This window comes from Dechloromonas denitrificans (assembly GCF_020510685.1).
Taxonomy (GTDB): domain Bacteria; phylum Pseudomonadota; class Gammaproteobacteria; order Burkholderiales; family Rhodocyclaceae; genus Azonexus; species Azonexus denitrificans_A.
Genome location: NZ_CP075185.1, coordinates 107,637 through 126,512 on the forward strand (window position 1 = coordinate 107,637; position 18,876 = coordinate 126,512).

The following is an 18,876-nucleotide window of genomic DNA, read 5'->3' on the forward strand; positions in this document are numbered from 1 at the left end:
ATCATTTCTTGACCAGCATCCGATGAGTGTGAATGGACATCAGCATACCGATGCCGAGGAACAGTGTCACCAATGCTGTGCCGCCATAACTGATAAAAGGCAGCGGGACGCCAACCACCGGCAGGATGCCGCTGACCATGCCCATGTTGATGAAGGCGTAGCTAAAGAAATTCAGTGTGATCGCCGCGGCCAGCAGGCGGGAGAAAATGGTTGGCGCGGCGGAGGCGATGATCATGCAGCGTCCGATGAGCAGCGTGTAGAGAAAGACCAGCAGGAGATTGCCGAGCAGGCCCCACTCTTCCGAATAGACGGCAAAAATGAAGTCGGTGTGTTTTTCCGGGATGAATTCGAGATGGGTCTGGGTGCCGTTCAGGTAACCCTTGCCGGACAGCCCGCCGGAGCCGATGGCGATGGTGGACTGGATGATGTGGTAGCCGGAGCCGAGTGGGTCGGTGGTCGGGTCGATTAGGGTCATGATCCGGCGCTGCTGATAGTCATGCAGGGCATTCCACAGCAGGGGGGCGGCACCGGCCGCGGCGGCGGCGAGGCCAAGGATTATTTTCCACGGCAGGCCGGCAAAGAAAATGACGAAAAATCCGGCCCCGCCGACCAGGATGGCGGTACCGAGATCGGGCTGCTTGGCGATCAGGCCGAACGGTATCAGCAGGAGCAGGGCCGCGACGGCGAAATGCTTCAATTTCAGCGTCGCTTCGTATTTCTGGAAATACCAGGCGAGCATCAGCGGCATCGCAATCTTCAGGATTTCCGATGGCTGGATACGGGTGATGCCGATCGACAACCAGCGCCGAGCGCCATTGACCTTGATACCGAAGAGAAAGACCGCGATGAGCAGCAGAACCCCGATGATGTAGAGGGGAACGGCAAAATTCATCAGTTTCTGCGGCGGCATGCGCGAGACGATCCACATGATGACCAGGGCAATACCCATGTTGCCGGCCTGGGAGAGCATCCGGTGGGCGCTGTCGATGGTTGCCGAATTGACCGTGGCCAGCCCGACCAGCATGATCGCAGCGGTAATCAGCAGCAGCGGAAAGTCGATGTGGGCCGTGGCGTTGAGCCACCAACGCTTGAGGGTGCCAGTGATGTCCATCATTCGACCGGGTCCTCTTCGAGCGCCTCGGCATCCTCGGGCGCCGCGCCGGCCGGCAGTTTGCCGAGCAGGTAGTAGTCGAGCACCATGCGGGCAATCGGCGCCGCCGACTGGGCGCCGAAACCGCCGTTTTCGACCAGGACGGCAAGGGCGATCGTCGGTTTTTCGATCGGGGCGTAAGCGATGAACAAGGCATGGTCGCGCAAGTGCTGTTTGACCGAGGATGTCTTGTAGTCCGAGCCTTTCAGCGAAAAGACCTGGGCCGTCCCGGTCTTGCCGCCAGCCAGGTAAGGCGCGCCGGCAAAGGCACGGGTGCCGGTACCTTCCTTGATGACACCGAGCATGGCGCGATGAATCACCTCGAGGTTTTTCTCCTTCCATTGCAGGTCACGGACGGGCTTGGACTCGACCGGACGCTTTTCGGAAGTGCGCGTATCGATGATGTGACGAACCAGATGGGGGCGGAACATCACGCCATTGTTGGCTAGTGTCGCCGTGGCGTGGGCAAGCTGCATCGGGGTGTAGGCGTTGTAGCCTTGACCGATGCCGATGGAGATCGTTTCGCCGGCATACCATTTCTGCTGTTCCGGCCGCTTGAAGCGCTGCTTCTTCCACTCCTGCGAGGGTAGCACCCCTTTCGATTCGGCCAGCTCATCCTTGCCGAGGTCGATTCCGGTGCGCTGGCCGAAGCCCATCTGGCCCATGAAACGGGCGATGGTGTCGATGCCCATGTCGTTGGCCAGCGAGTAATAATAGGTATCGCAGGAATGGACGATGGATTTGTACATGTCCACCATGCCGTGGCCCCCCTTCTTGTCGTCGCGGAAGGTGTGGTTGCCAAAGGTGAAGAACCCGGGGTCGCTAATCGCCTGCTGCGCCGTGCGCTTGCCGGTCTCCAGCGCGGCCAGTGCCATGAAGGGCTTGAAGGTCGAGCCGGGCGGATAGGCACCGTTGATCGCCCGGTTGATCATCGGCTTGTCGGGATGGTCGTTCAGTTCCTTCCAGTTTTCCGGCGAAATGCCATCGACGAAAAGATTCGGATCGTAGGTCGGATTCGAAACCAGGGCGAGAACACCGCCACTGGCCGGGTCGATGGCGACGAGCGCCCCCTTGCGATCACCGAAGGCCTTTTCGGTGATTTCCTGCAGTTTGATATCGAGCGTCAGCTGCAGATTGTTGCCGGAGACCGGGGGGATCCGCTTCAGGCTGCGTACGGCGTGGCCGCCGGCGTCGATTTCGACCTGCTCGTAGCCGGTTTCCCCGTGCAATTCGAATTCGTAACGCTGCTCGAGGCCTGTTTTGCCGATATGGTCACTGCCTTTGTAGTTGGCCTGTTGTTCAGCTTCCTCGATCCATTTGAGGTCGCGGTCGGTAATCCGTCCGATATAGCCAAGCGCATGCGAAGCCACCGTGCCCATCGGATACTGACGGAACAGCCGGGCCTTGACCTCGATGCCAGGGAAGCGGTAACGCTGGGCGGCGAAGATCGCTACTTCGGCGTCGGACAAGCGGGTTCGGATGGGAATCGATTCGAAATTCTTCGCTTCTTCAAGCAGGCGCTTGAAACGCTTGCGATCCTTGGGCTGGATTTCGATGATCTCGGCCAGCGAGTCGATCGTTTCTTCCAGGTTGGCGGTCAGCGAGGGGGTGATTTCGAGCGTGAAGGCCGAATAATTGTGGGCCAGCACGATACCGTTGCGGTCGGTGATGACGCCGCGGTTGGGGACTATCGGAATCAGCGCGATTCGGTTGTCTTCGGCACGGGTCTGGTAAAAGTCGTGCTGAATGACCTGCAACCAGAAAAAGCGGGTGATGAGCAGGCCAAAGGCGAGCAGTACGACAAACACCGCGATGCCGAGGCGAAAGCGGAAACGCTCGACATCGCCTTCAGGATTGTGAAAGTTGCCCACTGACCGCTCGGCTTAAATCGGTCGATTCGGATCCTGGTGAACCGGCCGGTATTGCGGCAGGAGCAGGATGAAGGTGGCGGGAATCCAGAGCAGGGTGGCGATCAACGGGCCGATGAAATAGCCCCAGCCCGGAAAGTCGGCACCCACGGCAAGGCGCATCAAAGCCTGAATGACCTGGGCGGCAACGAGCAGCGGCATGACCTGCAGGGCCTGCTGGAACAGGGGAAACCAGAGCAGGCGCCGGGACAGCGAGGCGGAAACGTAGGCGAGCAGGACATAGGCGAAGCAGTGCTGGCCGAGTACGGCACCATCGGCGACATCCATCACCAAACCGAGCACAAAGGCCCAGCCCATGCCGACCCGCCGGAATTCGCGGACGCTCCAGAAACACAGCACCAGCGCCACCCAGTCCGGCATGCCGGGCCAGTGTGCGGTCGGCAGGAAGTTCAGCAGGGCCGCGCCGATCAGGCTGAAAAAAATGAACCAGGGCCGGACCGGCAGCAGGATGCGAGAGGAAGAAAAAGTCGGTTGCATCAGTTTGCGTTCATCGCCCGTCGTTTGTTCAGGCGGCTGCCTTCGCCACCGACTGTGCCGCGGCTGGCGGCCGCCGGCGGAGCGGGTGGAAGCGGCTGGCGCCGGTCAAGTACCATGACTTCGCCAAAGTTTTCAACGCCGGCTACCGGTAGGCAGAAGATGCGAGCGAAAGAGTAGGCGCTGTCCCGTTCGATATTGACCACTTTGGCGACCGGGAAGCCCGGCAGGTAGACGCCGTCAAGACCCGAGGTGACCAGTACGTCGCCGACTTGAATATCGGCGTTGGTCGGCATGTAGCGCAGTTCGAGCTGGCCGTTGCCGAGGCCGAAGACAACGGAACGCTGGCCGCTGCGGACAATCTGCACGGGGACCGCCTGATCCTTGTCGGTGATCAGTGTAATTTCAGCCGAGAAGGCAAAAACGCGGGTCACCTGACCGACGACACCCGCTTCATCGATCGTCGGTTGACCGGCAATAATCCCGGACTGCTGCCCCTTGTCCACAATCACCTTGCGGGAGAAGGGGTCGCGCGCCGTATAGAGAATCTGGGCAACCTGTCCCTTGGCCTTTTCGCGCTCCTTGACCTCGAGCAATTTGCGCAGACGCCCGTTTTCCGATTCGAGTTGGGCCACGCGCTCCAAGTCGGGAGCGCTCGTCAGCTTGGCATGCTTCAATTCGTTGTTTTCGCTTTGCAGCGCCCGCATGCCCTGCAGGTAGGTCGCTGCATAGTCGACCAGGCTGCCCGGGGTCTGGGCGATGCGCTGGACCGGGTCGACGATGAGGGCGATGCTCTGGCGCAACAGATCGAGGCTGCGGAAACGCAGGTCGACGACAAAGATCGCCAGGGAAATGGCGATGTAGAAAGTCAGAAGAGCCAGCGGTGCTGGCCCTTGCTTGAAGAACGGCGGTGGTGCGTGGTCGATTCCGGCCATCGCAATCAATCCTGCTCGGCTGCGGTCGATGGGTTAATCCGAGGCGAAAATACTGCCCAGTTTGTCCATCTTTTCCAGTGCCATGCCGCAACCGCGGGCAACACAGGTCAATGGCTCATCGGCAACGATCACCGGCAAGCCGGTTTCTTCCATCAGCAGACGGTCGAGATCGCGCAGCAGGGCGCCGCCACCGGTCAGTACCATACCCTTTTCGGCAATGTCGGCGCCGAGTTCAGGCGGGGTCTTTTCCAGCGCGGATTTCACGGCGGAAACGATCTGGTTCAGCGGGTCGGTCAGCGCTTCGAGGATTTCGTTGGAGGAAATCGTGAACTTGCGCGGGATGCCTTCGGCCTTGTTGATGCCGGAAACTTCCATTTCCTTGACCTCGGCGCCCGGGAAGGCGGAACCAATGTTCTTCTTGATGTTTTCGGCGGTGTTCTCGCCGATCATCATGCCGTAGTTCCGGCTGATGTAATTGATGATCGCCTCGTCCAGCTTGTCGCCGCCGACCCGCACGGAACCGGCATAGACCATGCCGCCGAGCGAGATGACGCCAACTTCGGTGGTGCCGCCGCCGATATCGACGACCATCGAACCGGTTGCATCGGAAACCGGCAGGCCGGCACCAATGGCGGCAGCCATTGGTTCTTCGATCAGATAAACCTGGCTGGCGCCGGCGCCGATCGCCGATTCGCGAATGGCGCGGCGTTCGACCTGAGTCGAGCCGGAGGGTACACAAATAATGATGCGTGGGCTCGGACTGAACAGCTTCGAGTCATGCACCTTCTTGATGAATTGCTTGAGCATCTGCTCGGTGACGGTGAAGTCGGCGATCACGCCATCTTTCATCGGCCGAATGACAGTGATGCTGCCGGGGGCCTTGCCGAGCATATCCTTGGCTTCTTTACCGACGGCCTGGATGGTTTTCTTGGCATTGGGACCGCCTTCAAGGCGGATGGCGACGACGGATGGCTCGTCGAGCACGATACCGCGGCCACGCACGTAAATCAGTGTGTTGGCCGTACCGAGGTCGATAGCAAGGTCGTTGGAGAAGTATTTACTGAGGAAACCGAACATCTGTGACTCCGCGAGGGGGGGTGCGGTAGGGAAAACTTTTATGATACCTTATAACGCTTTCCATTTTAAGACTTTGTGCACTGCAATAAAGTCTTTGGGTCCCATGTCGCTCACATTAGAACAGGTTCAGCGTATCGCTCATCTCGCCCGTATCGAGGTCAGCGAATCCGAGGCTCTCAGCACGCAGGGCCATCTCAACGGTATCTTCCAGCTTATCGAACAAATGCAGGCCGTTGATACGGCGGGCATCGAGCCGATGGCACACGCTCAGGATCTCAGTCAGCGTCTGCGCGACGATGTGGTCAGCGAAGGCGATCGCCGCGCCGCCTATTTGGCTGTCGCGCCGGAAACCGAGGCCGGTCTCTATCTCGTGCCGAAGGTAATCGAATGATCAACGCCAGTCTCAAACAACTGTCGCAGGCGCTGGCCGCGAAACAGATTTCCAGTGTCGAACTGACCCAATTATTCCTTGATCGGATCAGCCGCCTCAATCCGTCGCTGAACGCTTTTGTCACGATTGATGCCGAAAAAAGCCTGAATTCGGCACGTGCCGCTGATGCCCGTCTGGCGGCCGGGACTGCCGGCGCCCTGACCGGTATTCCGATTGCCCAGAAGGACATTTTCTGTGCCGAGGGTTGGCGCACCACCTGTGGCTCGAAAATGCTCGCCAATTTTGTCTCGCCGTACGATGCGACGGTGATCCGCAAAATGGAAGCGGGAGCCGGACTGGTGTCGCTCGGCAAGACGAACATGGACGAATTCGCGATGGGCTCGTCCAATGAAACTTCATTCTTCGGCCCGGTGCGCAACCCTTGGGATCAGGCCCGCGTGCCCGGCGGCTCGTCGGGCGGTTCGGCGGCGGCGGTCGCAGCCCGTCTGGCCCCGGCGGCGACCGGTACCGATACCGGCGGTTCGATTCGCCAGCCGGCGGCGCTGTGTAATCTGACCGGTCTGAAGCCGACTTATGGCGTGGTCTCCCGCTACGGCATGATTGCCTTTGCTTCATCGCTTGACCAGGCGGGGCCGATGGCGGCGAGCGCAGAGGACTGCGCCCTGTTGCTCAATAGCATGGCCGGGTTTGACGAGCGCGATTCGACCTCGCTCGACCGCCCGACCGAAGATTACGCTCGCGATCTCGACAAGCCGCTGGCCGGCCTGCGCATTGGCCTGCCGAAAGAGTTTTTCGGCGATGGTTGCGACGCCCAGGTGATGGCTGCGGTGCGCGCGGCGATTGCCGAGTACGAAAAGCTCGGCGCGACCATCGTCGACGTCTCGTTGCCCAATTCGCACCTGTCGGTGCCGGCCTATTATGTGATCGCGCCGGCCGAGGCCAGTTCCAACCTGTCGCGGTTCGATGGCGTGCGTTACGGTTATCGGGCGCCGGATTATGACAGCCTGGACGACATGTACCTGAAGAGCCGCGCCCAAGGTTTCGGCGCCGAGGTCAAACGGCGCATCATGATTGGTGCCTACGTGTTGTCGCACGGCTATTACGATGCCTATTATTTGCAGGCGCAGCGCATCCGCCGGCTGATCGCTAACGATTTTGTCGAAGCATTCAAGGTGTGCGACGTGATCATGGGGCCGACCTCGCCGTCCACCGCGTTCAAGCTGGGCGAGAAGGCGGCCGATCCGGTGCAGATGTATCTTTCCGATATTTACACCATCGCCGTGAACCTGGCTGGTCTGCCCGGCATGTCGGTACCCTGCGGTTTTGTCGGCGGCCTGCCGGTCGGACTGCAACTGATCGGCAATTATTTCGCCGAGGCGCAACTGCTCAACGTCGCCCATCGTTACCAGTTGGCGACGGACTGGCATCAACGTCGGCCGGCCGGCCTCGAGTAAAATGCGGCGGTCTTGGGCGCTTCTGGCGGTGCTGCTCGCGGCGGGGTGTGCCGAGGTCGAGAAGCAGCCGGAAGCCACCCCGGAAGTCGAATCGAATGCCGAAAGGTCGCCGGCCGCAAGCCGCGAGCCGAAACTCAAGAATTCGACGCTGAAATATCTGGCCAACCGCAAGCTGAAGCCGCAGCCGACCCGGCCACTCAACGTCAAGTCGCGCTGTGCGCACAAGGATGCGATCGGGACGACGACGAAGCTCGATCTGCTGGTCAAGGAAGCGGTCGTCAAAACCTTCGACGCGCGGGTAACCATGAAGGGCTATGGTTCCTGCCACTTTGATCTGAAGGATTTCGAGCAGACCGAGCAGTTGCCGCAGGCCTTGCTCCGGCACAAGCGCGATGCCGGCTGTCTGGTCCGCATGTGGGAAGAGGGCCCCCGGGTGACGGTGGCGTTCAACAGTTGCCCCAAGTCCTGCGAAGGGGACGCTTTCAGTTACCTCTGGCCAATCATGGTCGAGGCGAAATCAGGACGTTGTTTCTGAACGGATGAAACTATGAATCAGTGGGAAGTAGTGATCGGCATCGAAACGCACGCGCAACTGGCGACCGTTTCGAAAATTTTCTCCGGTGCTTCGACGGCTTTTGGCGCCGCGCCAAATACGCAAGCCTGCGCAGTCGACCTGGCTTTGCCCGGTGTTTTGCCGGTGCTAAACAAGAAGGCCGTCGATTGCGCCATCCGCTTCGGGCTGGCGATCGGTGCCGAGGTGGCGCAGAAATCGGTATTCGCCCGCAAGAATTATTTCTATCCCGATTTGCCCAAGGGTTACCAGATCAGCCAGATGGACCTGCCGGTAGTCGTTGGCGGCACCATCACGTTGCAGGTCGGCCAGGGCGACAAGGCTTATGAAAAGCTGGTTCGCCTGACCCGCGCCCACCTGGAAGAGGACGCCGGCAAGTCGCTGCACGAAGATTTCCACGGCAAATCCGGTATCGACCTCAATCGGGCCGGTACGCCGCTGCTCGAAATCGTTTCCGAACCCGACATGCGGTCCTCCGACGAGGCCGTCGCCTACGCCAAATCGTTGCACGCGCTGGTCCGCTGGATCGGTATATGCGACGGCAACATGCAGGAAGGCTCATTCCGCTGCGACGCCAACGTCTCGGTTCGCCCCAAGGGCCAGGCCGAATTCGGTACCCGGCGCGAAATCAAGAACCTCAACTCCTTCCGTTTTCTCAAGGAGGCGATCGACTTCGAGGTCCAGTGGCAGATCAACGAAATCGAAGAAGGCCGCCGGATTCAGCAGGCCACCGTACTGTTCGATCCGGATACTGGCGAAACGCGGATGATGCGGAGCAAGGAAGATGCGCATGACTACCGCTACTTCCCCGATCCGGATCTGTTGCCACTGGTCATTTCCAGCGACTGGATCGATCGCGTCAAGGGCGAGCTGCCGGAGTTGCCGGGCCAGATGCGCGAGCGCTTTATCAACGATCTCGGGCTGTCGGCCTATGATGCCCGGACGCTGACCGCCAGCCAGGAAATGGCCGATTATTTCGAGGCCACCGTCGCGCTTGCCGGCAAGGCCAACGCCAAGCCCTGTGCCAACTGGGTAATGGTCGATCTGGCCGCCCGCCTGAACAAAGAAGGCAAGGATCTCACCGAGTCGCCCGTTGGCGCTGCGCAATTGGCCGGGTTGGTGCTGCGCATTGCCGACAACACCATTTCAAACAACATCGCCAAAAAGATTTTCGAGGCTTTGTGGAATGGTGAAGGGGCGACGGCCGACGAGGTTATCGAAAAGCAGGGGTTGAAGCAGATCACCGATACCGGCGCCATCGAGGCGCTGGTTGATGAGGTCCTCGCCGCCAATGCGGCCAATGTCGCTGAATTCAAGGCTGGCAAGGAGAAAGCCTTCAACGCATTGGTCGGTCAGGTGATGAAGGCGGCGAAGGGCAAGGCCAATCCGCAACAGGTCAATGATCTGTTGCGCCTGAAACTGACGGCCTGATCAGCGTCGCTCGGGTGTCGCCGGCGCCGCGCCGCCAGTCGGCGCGGGGGCCGGCGAGCGTCCGGTCAGCTCGAAGTAGCGCTTGCGATCGGCGTCGTATTTTGCCTTGATCGCGGCGAAATCGTGTTTTTTGACGTCCATCAGTTCCTGCTGGACCTTGATTTCGTGGTCGAGCGCTCGCAACTCCTTGGCAAGTTCGGGCGGCATGGCTTTTTTCTTGTAAAACTCGGCCTCTTGCTCAAATTTCTTGCGCTTGTTAACCGCCGCATCAATGCGGCCTTGCGTATCCCGCATTGCCAGATTGACGTCGGCCTCGGCCTTGCGCTGGGCCAAGTCGATATCCTGCGGTGTGGCGTAGGTATCGAGCAAGGCTTGATCCCTGCGCCGCAATTCCCGGGCGGCTTCTTCGAGTTGCTTTTTGCGCCGGTTTTCGGCGGCGAGTTCGATTTTCTGCTCGGCCGTCATCGGCGGGCCGACTTCCTTGACGATGTTGCCCCCGCTGTCGAGGACACGATAGGCGCGCCCCCGGCACTGTTCGGGCAGTGTGTCGCCACAGATCCGGCGTCCGCTGGCCGGGTCCGGGCAGCAATAAAACTCGCCGGCGGCCTGGGTCGAACTGGCTGCAACAAAAAGCAAAAGAGGCACGAGCAGGCATTTAGGCATTGATGCCGTATTGCTCCCGGTAATTGGCAACTGCCGCGCGGTATGCGGCAAATTCAGGGTGGTGTTCGAGGTAGGCCATCAGGTCGCCGAGACCAGCCACGGCAACGACTGGAATGCCATAGTCGCGTTGCACCTCCTGGACGGCGGAAAGTTCGCCCTGTCCGCGCTCCTGCCGATCCAGCGCGATCAGTACCCCGGCCGGCGTGGCGCCGGCGGCACGAATCAGTTCGACTGATTCACGCACCGAGGTGCCGGCTGAAATCACGTCGTCCACGATCAGGACGCGACCGGTGAGCGGGGCGCCGACGATGCTGCCGCCTTCCCCATGGTCCTTGGCTTCCTTGCGGTTGTAAGCGAACGGGAAATTCTGTCCGCGCTGAGCGAGGGCGATGGCAATCGCCGCGACCAGCGGGATACCTTTGTAGGCGGGGCCGAACAGCATATCAAAGCGGATGCCGCCAGCCTCGGTGGCTTTGGCGTAAAATTCGGCCAGGCGACCAAGAGAGTTGCCGTCATTGAACAGGCCGGCATTGAAGAAATAAGGCGAAAGCCGCCCCGCCTTGGTCTTGAACTCGCCAAAACGCAGCACTTGGTTGGCGAGGGCAAACTCGATGAAATCCTGACGAAAATCCATATTTTCCCAATTAACGTGTCCGGCAAAACAAGGCCAATACTCGCGCAATGTTACGCATCATCTCCCTCAATCTCAATGGAATCCGTTCCGCCTGGAGCAAAAAATTGCTGCCCTGGGCGGTTGCCCAGCAGGCTGACGTCATTTGCCTGCAGGAATTAAAAGCCCAATTGCCGGACCTTACGCCGGAAATGCTTGGGCCGGACGGCATGCATGCCTTTTATCACTGCGCCGAAAAGAAAGGTTACAGCGGTGTCGGCATCTGGAGCCGGCGGGAACCCGATCGGGTCGTCGAAGGTTTTGATGCCGGCGAATTCGATGCCGAAGGGCGTTATATCCGGGCCGATTTCGGCAATCTGTCGGTGATTTCGCTCTATCTGCCCTCGGGGTCATCATCGCCGGAACGGCAAGAGGCAAAGTTCCGTTTTCTCGACGCCTTTTTCCCGCAGATGCTTGCGCTGCGGGCAGAGGGCCGGGAGATCGTGCTCTGTGGCGACTGGAATATCGCGCATCAGCAAATCGATCTGAAAAACTGGAAGTCGAATCAGAAAAACTCCGGCTTCCTGCCCGAAGAGCGCGCCTGGTTGAGTCGGGTGTTCGACGAGATGGGTTGGGTCGATGTCTATCGCCGGCTACATCCGGATGCGACCGGCGATTCCTACACCTGGTGGAGCAATCGCGGCCAGGCCTGGGCCAAGAACGTCGGCTGGCGAATCGATTACCAGATCGCCACGCCGGGTCTCGCGGCGCTGGCCCAGCGAGCTGAAATATATAAGGCCGAGCGATTCTCCGACCACGCGCCGTTGATCATCGATTATGAAATTGCATAAATGCCGGATGCGAATTGATTTCGCTGCACGGACGGGCTAACCTGTAGTCCTTGTTTAACTGACTCCGACGAGGTTCAAAATGGCTGAACAATTCACCACTGCAAATAAAGACAAGCTGGTTTCCGACTTGCGTGTCGTTATTTCCGATACCGAAGAGTTGCTGCGTGCTACGGCTGGTGCTGCCGGTGAGAAGGTTGGCGATCTGCGCGAGCGTCTTAGCCTGCGTCTGCGCGATGCCAAGGAGCGCCTGATTGATCTCGAAGCGGCCGTGGTCGAAAAAACCAAGGCAGCGGCTCGTGCCACCGATGATTTCGTCCATGAAGAGCCGTGGAAAGCGGTCGGCGTTGCCGCTGCTCTGGGTCTTGCCCTTGGCGTGTTGATCGGCCGTCGCTAAGCGAATGACTGATCAGGCAGGTGGCGAAGGAAGCCGGGAGGGGCTTTTCGCCGCCTTGAAAAATATCGTCGCGACACTGATCGCGATCGGCCGGACGCGTGCCGAATTGCTGGTGACCGAGCTGGAAGAGGAGAAGTATCGCCTCATGTCGCTCTGGTCGAAGGCCATCGGCGCAGCGTTCATGCTCTGTCTCGGCATCATCATGGCGGTATTTTGTCTGGCGCTGGCTTTCTGGGAGCAGCGTGTATTTCTCTTTGGTGCCTTCGCCGTCATGTTCATTGGCGGCGGGTTGCTCCTGATCGGCTCGCTGAAAAGCCAGGCCAGTCAGCCGAGCAAACTTTTCCGGACAAGTCTGTCCGAGCTCGAAGCAGACATGGCGCAACTGCGCCGGCGGGCCAAAGAGGCCGAATGAACAGCAAGCAGCTTGATCTGGCGACCCGGCGGGGTATGCTCAAGGCGCGCATCGACGAGCAGCGGCGTGCTCTGGGCCAGCACGCCGTGCCTTTGCAGGCTGCTCTGGCCCGGGGGGATAGCGTGCTCAAGGGCGTGGACTGGTTCAAACATCATCCGCTGGCAATTGGCGCAGCTGTAGCGGCCGTCGTGGTGGCGCGCCCGAAACAGGCCTGGCGCTGGGCAAAACGCGGATTTTTGATCTGGCGCGGCTGGCAGGTTGTCCGCAGTTCGCTCGCTGCAATACGCTGACCGTGGCTGAAGCGGAACGCGTTGCCGCGGAACTGCCGGGCTGGTGGCGGCAGATGTGGTCCGCGCAACGTCGCGAAGCGCGACGGGTTTTGGCCGAATTGATGGTGACGCGCGGCATGATGCCTTTGCTGATGAAGGCGCGTAACGGCGAACAGTGGACCGCCGAAGAAAAAGAGGAACTCCTCAGCCATCTACGCCGGATGGTTCATCTTTCGCCTTACCTGATTGCCTTGCTGATGCCCGGTTCGGTATTGCTTCTGCCAGCCTATGCCTGGTGGCTGGATCGACGTCGACTCAGGCGCGGTGAGTGATTGCCTCGGCACGCTTGTGCCAGGGCGCCACTTTCAGCAGCAGGAGCATGCCCGGTACGGCTAGCGCGGCGCATAACCAGAAAAAGCTGTACCAACCGAGCATCTCAACCAGCCAGCCGGCCGAAGCATTGATGAAGGTGCGCGGGACTGCCGCCAGGCTGGTGAACAGGGCCATCTGCGTCGCGGTATAGGCGGGATGTGTGGAGCGGGCGATGAAGGCGACAAAGGCCGCCGTGCCCAGCCCGACGCCGAGCGCTTCGAGGCCGATGACGAAGGCCAGGGCCAGGCGTTCGCTGCCCCCGATGCTGTCGTAGTGGCCTTGGGCGGCGAGCCAGGCAAAGCCGAAGATCGACACCAGTTGAACCACGCCGAATAGCCACAGGGCTCGGTTGATGCCCAGGCGGACCATCCACAGGCCGCCCAGCAAGGCACCGATAACCGCCGGCCATAGCCCGGCGTGTTTGGCGATCAGGCCGATATCGGTCTTCGTGAAACCCATGTCGAGGTAGAACGGGGTGGCCAGGGCGGTGCACAGGCTGTCGCCGACCTTGTAGAGGAAGATGAAGCCGAGCACCATCAGGGCGCCGCGCCAGCCCTGCCGGCCGATGAATTCGTGGAAAGGCTCGGTCACCGCCTGGCGCAGGGTTTTTGGCGCACCCTTGACCAGCGGTTCGCTGACCAGCCAGGCCATGGCCATGCCGGGCAGCATGAAGGCGCTGGTGATCCAGAACACTTCATTCCACGGCAGGCGGTCGGCCAGGATCAGCGACAGCGAGCCGGGTATCAGTCCGGCGATCCGGTAGGCGTTGACGTGCACCGCGTTGCCTAGGCCGAGTTCCTCATCGTTCAGGATTTCCCGGCGGTAGGCATCGACGGCAATATCCTGGGTTCCCGAGAGGAAGGCAAGCAGCGCGGCCAGCCACAGGATGGGCCAGATGTTTTCCTGCGGATTCAATCCGCCAAGCGAGCCGATGGTGAACAGCAGGCCGCCTTGGGTGAGCAGCATCCAGCCCCTCCGGCGGCCGAAGCCGGGGACGCTGAAACGGTCGAGCAGCGGCGACCAGAGGAATTTCCAGGTATAGGGAAACTGGATCAGGGCGAAGAAGCCGATCGTTTTCAGATCGACGCCCTCACTGCGCAGCCAGGCCGGCAGCAGGTTGAGCAGCAGATAGAGCGGCAGCCCGGAACTGAAGCCGGTGAAGATGCAGATCAGCATCTTCCGGGTGAGCAGTGCTGCGAGCCAGGCCGGCATCAGCGGGCGCGCGTCAGGCGATAGACGGCGAGACTGCCGAGGAAATTGACTTCATTCTCGACCGGGTTGCCGGCTTCATCGAGGACGCTCCGCTCGCGGACGATCAGGCCCATTTGCGCGCACAACGCCTCGAAATCGAGCAAAGTGAAAAAGCGCACGTTGGGCGAGTCGTACCACTGATAGGGGAGGTCTTCGGACACCGGCATGCGGCCATCAAGCACCGAGCGCAGATTCTTCCAGTAAGCGAAATTGGGGAAGGAGACCACCGCCTCGCGGCCGACGCGCAGCATTTCGCGGAGGATTCCTTCGGTGTGCCGGACGGTCTGCAAGGTGCGCGACAGAACAACGTGATCGACAGCCTGGTCGGCAAATACGTCGAGGCCACGCTCCAGGTTGCCCTGGATGACGTTGATTCCGTTGCGGATGGCGGCCAGGATGTTGGCATCGTCGATTTCGACGCCCCAGCCCTGCACGCCACGGGTGTCGATCAGGTGGCGGAGCAGTGTGCCATCGCCGCAACCGAGGTCGAGGACGCGGTGGCCCGGCTCGATCCAGCCGGCGATGACGTCGAAGTCGGGGCGGCCCAGGGTATGCGTCATAGCTTGATGTTCCGCAGATAGGCATCGACCACGCCGTGATAGTGCGCGTCATCCATCAGGAATGAATCATGGCCGAAGTTGAGATCGATTTCCGCATAGGAGACGTTGCGGCCGTTGGCCAGCAGGGCGGCGACGATTTCCTTGGAGCGGGCCGGCGTAAAGCGCCAGTCGGTGGTGAAGGACGCAATCAGGAAACCCGCCTTGGTGCGGGCCATGGTGGCCTTCAGATCACCGTTGTTTTCCCGCGACGGATCGAAATAATCGAGTGCCTTGGTCATCAACAGGTAGGTGTTCGCATCGAAATAGCCGGCGAACTTGTCGCCCTGGTAGCGCAGATAGGATTCCACTTCGAATTCGACGTCGAAATCGAAGGAGAACGAGCCATTGCGCAGCTCGCGGCCGAATTTTTCACCCATCTGATCGTCCGACAGGTAGGTTATGTGGCCGAGCATTCGGGCCAGGCGCAAGCCACGTAGCGGTCGGGTGTTGTGCTCGTAATAATGGCCGCCGTGAAAATCGGGGTCGGTCAGGATGGCCTGCCGGGCGACGTCGTTGAAGGCGATATTCTGTGCAGAGAGTTTGGGCGCCGCCGCGATCACAATGGCGTGGCGCACCCGCTCCGGATAGGTGATGGTCCAGCGCAAGGCCTGCATGCCGCCAAGACTGCCGCCCATGACCGCCGCCCAGCTGTCGATGCCGAGCAGATCAGCCAGTCGGGCCTGGGCATGCACCCAGTCATTTACCGCAACGATCGGGAAGTCGGCACCCCATGGCTTGCCGGTGGCTGGATTCAGCGAGGACGGCCCGGTAGAGCCATGGCAGCCGCCGAGATTGTTCAGGCCAACGATGAAGAACCTGTCGGTATCGAGCGGGCGGCCGGGGCCGACGATGTTGTCCCACCAGCCAATGTTCTCCGGCTGTTCGGCGTAATGCCCGGCCACGTGGTGATGGCCGGAAAGCGCGTGACAGACCAGGATGGCATTCGACTTGGAGGCATTCAGCGAGCCATACGTCTCATAGACCAGATCGTAGGCCGGGAGAACCCCGCCGCTGCGCAGGTGCAGCGGCTGATCAAAGTGGGCGTGCTGCGAATGGACGACGCCGACGGATTGTCCTGACATGTGCTTCCTGAAAACAAAAAACCCAGTTGGCCAAAAACGCGAACTGGGTGGTTCCCGTTTTAGCAGTATTTATGTAGCGCCCGCAATCAGAGCTCAAATCGGCGCGGCTGGCCTAATGCCAGTGTGTGAAAGACAATACCCAGCGAGCTGCGAAAAGTCAATGAAACAAGATCCCTGCGGCAAGGTGGTTGGAGTGTTAGATTTTGTTAAACTGCCGAAAACGACAATTTTCGATGAGCGAGGAGTAGCCGACCAATGCTGGATCAAAGACGGCACCAGAGAATTCGTTTTAGTGTGCCGCCCTTGGTCAGAATCGGCCACGGCGGAGCCATCGGTGAGGGGTGGATCGAGAATCTCTCGGTATCGGGACTGATGGCGCGGACCAACCTCGCCCTTGAGGTTGGTCACACGGCGGGTTGCGAGTTCTCGCTGTTCGGATCGCCGATCATCGATGTGCCGGCAATGGTCGTCAGTCGGGTTGGCGACCTGTTTGGCGCCCGCTTCCAGACCGGGCCGATCAACCAGGTCCTGATCGACGATGCGATCAACGCGGCACTGGCCAGCGGCCAGGCCTCGATTCTCGCTGTCCGCGAACTTGCCGGGCGCCGGGTCATGCGCATTTCCGGCGGTCTGAACGGTGCATTGCGCAATGACTTCATGCATGCCCTGACCCGGGTTGGCGTTGATGAGATTGATCTTGAGGCCGTTACGGCCGTCGATCAGAGCGGTCTGGCCCTATGCCTGGTGGCGACTGGTCGCCATGGGGTGGTTATCGGAGCTCAGTCGGAATGCTTCGCCGGTGCGTGGAAATTGGCGCTGGCGATACCGGGTGCAACGGGGAATATTTGAATGGTGCTGGTACAACAATCGTTTCGTCGGCGATGCAACCCCCTGGTTCTGGCCCTGGCTGGTGTCTGGCTGGCGGGAACCGCCGCCGCCGCAGAGGACGATGAAAATCTCTACTTCAGCGATCTGCCGATTGTCGCCTCGGTCAGCCGCTTGCCGCAGCGGCTCTCCGAGGTGCCTGCATCGGTGACGGTAATCGATCGGGACATGATCCGGGCTTCTGGTGCCCGCAATTTTGCCGATCTGTTGCGTCTGGTGCCCGGTTTTCAGGTTACACCGCCGAATCAGGAGAGCGCCGTTGTTGCCTACCATGGCTTGAGCAACGAGGAATACACGCCACGAGTCCAAGTGTTGATTGATGGTCGTTCGCAGTATTCGCCGCTATTCAACTCCGGGGTGAACTGGAACTTGTTGCCGGTGGTGCTTGAGAATATCGAGCGGATCGAAGTGATTCGTGGCTCCAATACGGTTTCCTACGGCTCGAATGCCTTTCTCGGTGTGGTCAACATCATTACTCAGGATACATCGCAAACTCAGGGCTGGATGATTGCGGCGAATCATGGGAACGCCTCGATTCGCGATGAAACAGTCCGCTGGGGTGGACGGAGCGGCCCGGTCGATGTCCGCATGACCTATCACCAACTGGGCGACTCCGGATTCCGGAAAATGTTCGATGCCAACCGTTGGTTCGATCCGCATGACAGTCGCCACTCCAAGGTTTTTGATTTGCGCGTCGATGCGCCTCTGGGTGATCGGGACGAACTGCAATTTACCCTCAGCCATGCGTCTGATATCTCGCAATACGGCCGTCCGAACAGTCTGACCGATCCGTTTCGCGATCTGAGTCAGAGCAGTACGGCGCTGAGTGGTCAGTGGCGTCGCGTTCTCGGCGAAGGCTCAGAAGTGAAAATCCGTTATTCCCATGTCGAAGACTGGGCATCTGGGGCCTATCAGGAGCGTCTTTCCTACGCCGACAAGAACAGCGTGACGCAGACTTATTATTACCCCGCTAATCCAGGGGGTGAGTCGCGGATCGACGAAATCGACTTTGAACACCTGTTTTCCCCTTCGGCAAAAACCCGTTTCGTCTGGGGAATGAGTGGAAAATGGACTGCGCTTTCCTCGTATCAGCAGTTCTCCACCAAGGACTGGCAGCAGCGTTCGTCGCACCGTATTTTCGGCAATCTGGAATGGCGGCCAGATAAGGAGTGGTTGTTCAACCTGGGGGGGAGCTTCGAAAACGATTCGGTGGTCGGTGAACTGTTCGATCCGCGGGCCAGTGTCAGCTACCATCTTTTCCAGGATCACACGTTGCGTTTCGTGGCGTCCCGTGCCCATCGTACTCCCAGCCTTTACGAAGCCTATGGCAATACCTCGAAAGCAGCGGCCGGAACGGTTTCCCCGGTTGACCGTACGTTCTACGCGAAGCCCGGCCTCAAGGCCGAACGGATTGACACGCTGGAGCTGGGCTATCTTGGCCAGTACAAACCCTGGCGAGCGAGTTTCGATTTTCGGGCCTTTCATGAGCGTAGTCCGAACCGGATCACCATCATTCCCTATGCTCCGCCGGCGACTGCGGCCGACGACAAGTTTGAGGACTCAGCACATCCTTACGGACGGGCCGATTCGGCACTCAATCTCGAGCGGGTCACCATTCAGGGTTATGAATATCAGGCCAACTGGCAAGCCCTGGAAAGAACCCGGCTGCTCTACAGCTACGCCTATATCCGCACCTACGCCTTCTTAAGCAGCGAGGACATGGTTGTCGATGCCGCCAACAACATCGCGAAAATATCCCGCCAAACCAGCGAGTCGGCGCCGCGCCGCTCGCAGTCGTTGATGGTCATTCAGAAACTTCCGTTCGATCTGGAAGCTTCGCTGATGTATTACAAGAGCGGCTGGATGCGCTGGCGGCGGAATTCTTATACCAGCCCATACGAACGCGTGGACTGGCGCCTGGCTTGGCCTTTCAAGCTCGGCAGTTCGCGGGCCGAGGTGGCGTATACCGCCCAGATGGCGAATCACAGCATTGAGGGGCGGCGTGAAACGCGGGTGGCCAACGAGATGCACTGGCTTTCGTTGCGCCTGGATTTCTAGGCGCGGTCATTGCGAGATT

The 18,876-nt window shown here is 60.0% G+C and carries 21 protein-coding genes; 11 read left to right on the forward strand and 10 right to left on the reverse strand.

Features of this window, described 5'->3' with window-relative positions; genetic code table 11:
- Nucleotide 1: 1 nt before the first annotated feature.
- Genes rodA through KI611_RS00545 form a run of 5 tightly spaced genes read right to left on the reverse strand, consistent with a single transcriptional unit; the run spans nucleotide 2 to nucleotide 5,564 of the window.
- The gene (gene rodA / locus KI611_RS00525; RefSeq protein ID WP_226417894.1) at nucleotides 2-1,114 is read right to left on the reverse strand and encodes a rod shape-determining protein RodA; all 1,113 of its coding nucleotides are present in this window, start codon (nucleotides 1,112-1,114) and stop codon (nucleotides 2-4) included.
- Nucleotides 1,111-3,021, reverse strand: a complete 1,911-nt coding sequence (gene mrdA, locus KI611_RS00530) for a penicillin-binding protein 2 (RefSeq protein ID WP_226417895.1) — start codon at nucleotides 3,019-3,021, stop codon at nucleotides 1,111-1,113. Before mrdA ends, rodA begins: the two co-directional genes overlap by 4 nt.
- 12 nt (nucleotides 3,022-3,033) lie before the next feature.
- Nucleotides 3,034-3,555: a rod shape-determining protein MreD gene (gene mreD / locus KI611_RS00535; RefSeq protein ID WP_226417896.1), complete on the reverse strand. Its 522-nt coding sequence runs from the start codon at nucleotides 3,553-3,555 to the stop codon at nucleotides 3,034-3,036.
- Nucleotides 3,555-4,487, reverse strand: a complete 933-nt coding sequence (gene mreC / locus KI611_RS00540) for a rod shape-determining protein MreC (RefSeq protein WP_226417897.1) — start codon at nucleotides 4,485-4,487, stop codon at nucleotides 3,555-3,557. Before mreC ends, mreD begins: the two co-directional genes overlap by 1 nt.
- A gap of 33 nt (nucleotides 4,488-4,520) precedes the next feature.
- Nucleotides 4,521-5,564, reverse strand: a complete 1,044-nt coding sequence (locus tag KI611_RS00545; protein WP_226417898.1) for a rod shape-determining protein — start codon at nucleotides 5,562-5,564, stop codon at nucleotides 4,521-4,523.
- 103 nt (nucleotides 5,565-5,667) lie between these two features.
- Between KI611_RS00545 and gatC the strand changes: the two genes are divergently transcribed.
- From gatC to gatB, 4 genes are read left to right on the forward strand one after another with little or no spacing between them, the layout of a single operon-like run.
- On the forward strand, nucleotides 5,668-5,955 hold the full coding sequence (gatC, locus tag KI611_RS00550) for an Asp-tRNA(Asn)/Glu-tRNA(Gln) amidotransferase subunit GatC (RefSeq protein ID WP_226417899.1): 288 nt from the start codon (nucleotides 5,668-5,670) through the stop codon (nucleotides 5,953-5,955).
- Entirely contained in the window at nucleotides 5,952-7,409 is a 1,458-nt protein-coding gene (gatA, locus tag KI611_RS00555) for an Asp-tRNA(Asn)/Glu-tRNA(Gln) amidotransferase subunit GatA (protein ID WP_226417900.1), read from the forward strand. The genes gatC and gatA overlap by 4 nt, the downstream gene beginning before the upstream one ends.
- A gap of 1 nt (nucleotide 7,410) precedes the next feature.
- Nucleotides 7,411-7,944 (forward strand): hypothetical protein, encoded by a 534-nt coding sequence (locus tag KI611_RS00560; protein ID WP_226417901.1) that lies wholly within the window; start codon nucleotides 7,411-7,413, stop codon nucleotides 7,942-7,944.
- Nucleotides 7,945-7,956: 12 nt separating this feature from the next.
- Entirely contained in the window at nucleotides 7,957-9,411 is a 1,455-nt protein-coding gene (gatB, locus tag KI611_RS00565; protein ID WP_226417902.1) for an Asp-tRNA(Asn)/Glu-tRNA(Gln) amidotransferase subunit GatB, read from the forward strand.
- Here the strand turns inward: gatB and KI611_RS00570 are convergent, their stop codons facing one another.
- Together KI611_RS00570 and pyrE are read right to left on the reverse strand one after the other, a co-directional pair.
- On the reverse strand, nucleotides 9,412-10,047 hold the full coding sequence (locus KI611_RS00570; RefSeq protein WP_226417903.1) for a hypothetical protein: 636 nt from the start codon (nucleotides 10,045-10,047) through the stop codon (nucleotides 9,412-9,414). It lies immediately after the preceding gene.
- Between the two features lie 19 nt (nucleotides 10,048-10,066).
- Entirely contained in the window at nucleotides 10,067-10,708 is a 642-nt protein-coding gene (pyrE, locus tag KI611_RS00575; RefSeq protein ID WP_226417904.1) for an orotate phosphoribosyltransferase, read from the reverse strand.
- A gap of 47 nt (nucleotides 10,709-10,755) precedes the next feature.
- Here pyrE and KI611_RS00580 point away from each other — a divergent pair, with 47 nt between their 5' ends.
- The 5 genes from KI611_RS00580 to KI611_RS00600 all read left to right on the forward strand — a co-directional run bounded on the left by KI611_RS00580 (nucleotide 10,756) and on the right by KI611_RS00600 (nucleotide 12,942).
- Nucleotides 10,756-11,535, forward strand: coding sequence for an exodeoxyribonuclease III (locus KI611_RS00580; RefSeq protein WP_226417905.1), 780 nt, complete (start codon nucleotides 10,756-10,758; stop codon nucleotides 11,533-11,535).
- Nucleotides 11,536-11,614: 79 nt separating this feature from the next.
- Complete coding sequence (locus KI611_RS00585) at nucleotides 11,615-11,929, forward strand: DUF883 family protein (protein WP_226417906.1); 315 nt, start codon at nucleotides 11,615-11,617, stop codon at nucleotides 11,927-11,929.
- A 4-nt stretch (nucleotides 11,930-11,933) separates the two neighbouring features.
- Nucleotides 11,934-12,341 (forward strand): phage holin family protein, encoded by a 408-nt coding sequence (locus tag KI611_RS00590; RefSeq protein WP_226417907.1) that lies wholly within the window; start codon nucleotides 11,934-11,936, stop codon nucleotides 12,339-12,341.
- A complete protein-coding gene (locus KI611_RS00595; protein WP_226417908.1) occupies nucleotides 12,338-12,631 on the forward strand; it encodes a YqjK-like family protein in 294 nt (97 codons plus the stop codon). Before KI611_RS00590 ends, KI611_RS00595 begins: the two co-directional genes overlap by 4 nt.
- A gap of 2 nt (nucleotides 12,632-12,633) precedes the next feature.
- Complete coding sequence (locus KI611_RS00600; protein ID WP_226417909.1) at nucleotides 12,634-12,942, forward strand: hypothetical protein; 309 nt, start codon at nucleotides 12,634-12,636, stop codon at nucleotides 12,940-12,942.
- On the opposite strand, the gene KI611_RS00605 is transcribed toward KI611_RS00600, so the two are convergent.
- From KI611_RS00605 to metX, 3 genes are read right to left on the reverse strand one after another with little or no spacing between them, the layout of a single operon-like run.
- Nucleotides 12,926-14,194 carry an AmpG family muropeptide MFS transporter gene (locus KI611_RS00605; protein ID WP_226417910.1) on the reverse strand — a complete coding sequence of 423 codons (1,269 nt, stop codon included), beginning with the start codon at nucleotides 14,192-14,194 and terminating at the stop codon, nucleotides 12,926-12,928. The genes KI611_RS00600 and KI611_RS00605 overlap by 17 nt on opposite strands.
- Nucleotides 14,194-14,793 carry a methionine biosynthesis protein MetW gene (metW, locus tag KI611_RS00610; RefSeq protein WP_226417911.1) on the reverse strand — a complete coding sequence of 200 codons (600 nt, stop codon included), beginning with the start codon at nucleotides 14,791-14,793 and terminating at the stop codon, nucleotides 14,194-14,196. The genes KI611_RS00605 and metW overlap by 1 nt, the downstream gene beginning before the upstream one ends.
- Nucleotides 14,790-15,914, reverse strand: coding sequence for a homoserine O-succinyltransferase MetX (metX, locus tag KI611_RS00615; protein WP_226417912.1), 1,125 nt, complete (start codon nucleotides 15,912-15,914; stop codon nucleotides 14,790-14,792). Before metX ends, metW begins: the two co-directional genes overlap by 4 nt.
- 255 nt (nucleotides 15,915-16,169) lie before the next feature.
- Between metX and KI611_RS00620 the strand changes: the two genes are divergently transcribed.
- Nucleotides 16,170-16,763, forward strand: coding sequence for a PilZ domain-containing protein (locus tag KI611_RS00620; RefSeq protein WP_226417913.1), 594 nt, complete (start codon nucleotides 16,170-16,172; stop codon nucleotides 16,761-16,763).
- Entirely contained in the window at nucleotides 16,764-18,857 is a 2,094-nt protein-coding gene (locus KI611_RS00625) for a TonB-dependent receptor plug domain-containing protein (protein ID WP_226417914.1), read from the forward strand.
- Nucleotides 18,858-18,876 lie beyond the last annotated feature (19 nt).

Excerpts from the sequence above, each read along its gene's own strand:
- KI611_RS00580 (WP_226417905.1), top strand. The coding sequence starts at position 10,756 with ATGTTACGCATCATCTCCCTCAATCTCAATGGAATCCGTTCCGCCTGG.
- pyrE (WP_226417904.1), bottom strand. The coding sequence starts at position 10,708 with ATGGATTTTCGTCAGGATTTCATCGAGTTTGCCCTCGCCAACCAAGTG.
- KI611_RS00620 (WP_226417913.1), top strand. The coding sequence starts at position 16,170 with ATGCTGGATCAAAGACGGCACCAGAGAATTCGTTTTAGTGTGCCGCCC.
- rodA (WP_226417894.1), bottom strand. The coding sequence starts at position 1,114 with ATGATGGACATCACTGGCACCCTCAAGCGTTGGTGGCTCAACGCCACG.
- KI611_RS00560 (WP_226417901.1), top strand. The coding sequence starts at position 7,411 with ATGCGGCGGTCTTGGGCGCTTCTGGCGGTGCTGCTCGCGGCGGGGTGT.
- mreD (WP_226417896.1), bottom strand. The coding sequence starts at position 3,555 with ATGCAACCGACTTTTTCTTCCTCTCGCATCCTGCTGCCGGTCCGGCCC.
- gatA (WP_226417900.1), top strand. The coding sequence starts at position 5,952 with ATGATCAACGCCAGTCTCAAACAACTGTCGCAGGCGCTGGCCGCGAAA.
- KI611_RS00585 (WP_226417906.1), top strand. The coding sequence starts at position 11,615 with ATGGCTGAACAATTCACCACTGCAAATAAAGACAAGCTGGTTTCCGAC.
- KI611_RS00625 (WP_226417914.1), top strand. The coding sequence starts at position 16,764 with ATGGTGCTGGTACAACAATCGTTTCGTCGGCGATGCAACCCCCTGGTT.
- gatB (WP_226417902.1), top strand. The coding sequence starts at position 7,957 with ATGAATCAGTGGGAAGTAGTGATCGGCATCGAAACGCACGCGCAACTG.
- metX (WP_226417912.1), bottom strand. The coding sequence starts at position 15,914 with ATGTCAGGACAATCCGTCGGCGTCGTCCATTCGCAGCACGCCCACTTT.
- KI611_RS00595 (WP_226417908.1), top strand. The coding sequence starts at position 12,338 with ATGAACAGCAAGCAGCTTGATCTGGCGACCCGGCGGGGTATGCTCAAG.
- KI611_RS00590 (WP_226417907.1), top strand. The coding sequence starts at position 11,934 with ATGACTGATCAGGCAGGTGGCGAAGGAAGCCGGGAGGGGCTTTTCGCC.
- mreC (WP_226417897.1), bottom strand. The coding sequence starts at position 4,487 with ATGGCCGGAATCGACCACGCACCACCGCCGTTCTTCAAGCAAGGGCCA.
- metW (WP_226417911.1), bottom strand. The coding sequence starts at position 14,793 with ATGACGCATACCCTGGGCCGCCCCGACTTCGACGTCATCGCCGGCTGG.
- gatC (WP_226417899.1), top strand. The coding sequence starts at position 5,668 with ATGTCGCTCACATTAGAACAGGTTCAGCGTATCGCTCATCTCGCCCGT.
- KI611_RS00605 (WP_226417910.1), bottom strand. The coding sequence starts at position 14,194 with ATGCCGGCCTGGCTCGCAGCACTGCTCACCCGGAAGATGCTGATCTGC.
- KI611_RS00545 (WP_226417898.1), bottom strand. The coding sequence starts at position 5,564 with ATGTTCGGTTTCCTCAGTAAATACTTCTCCAACGACCTTGCTATCGAC.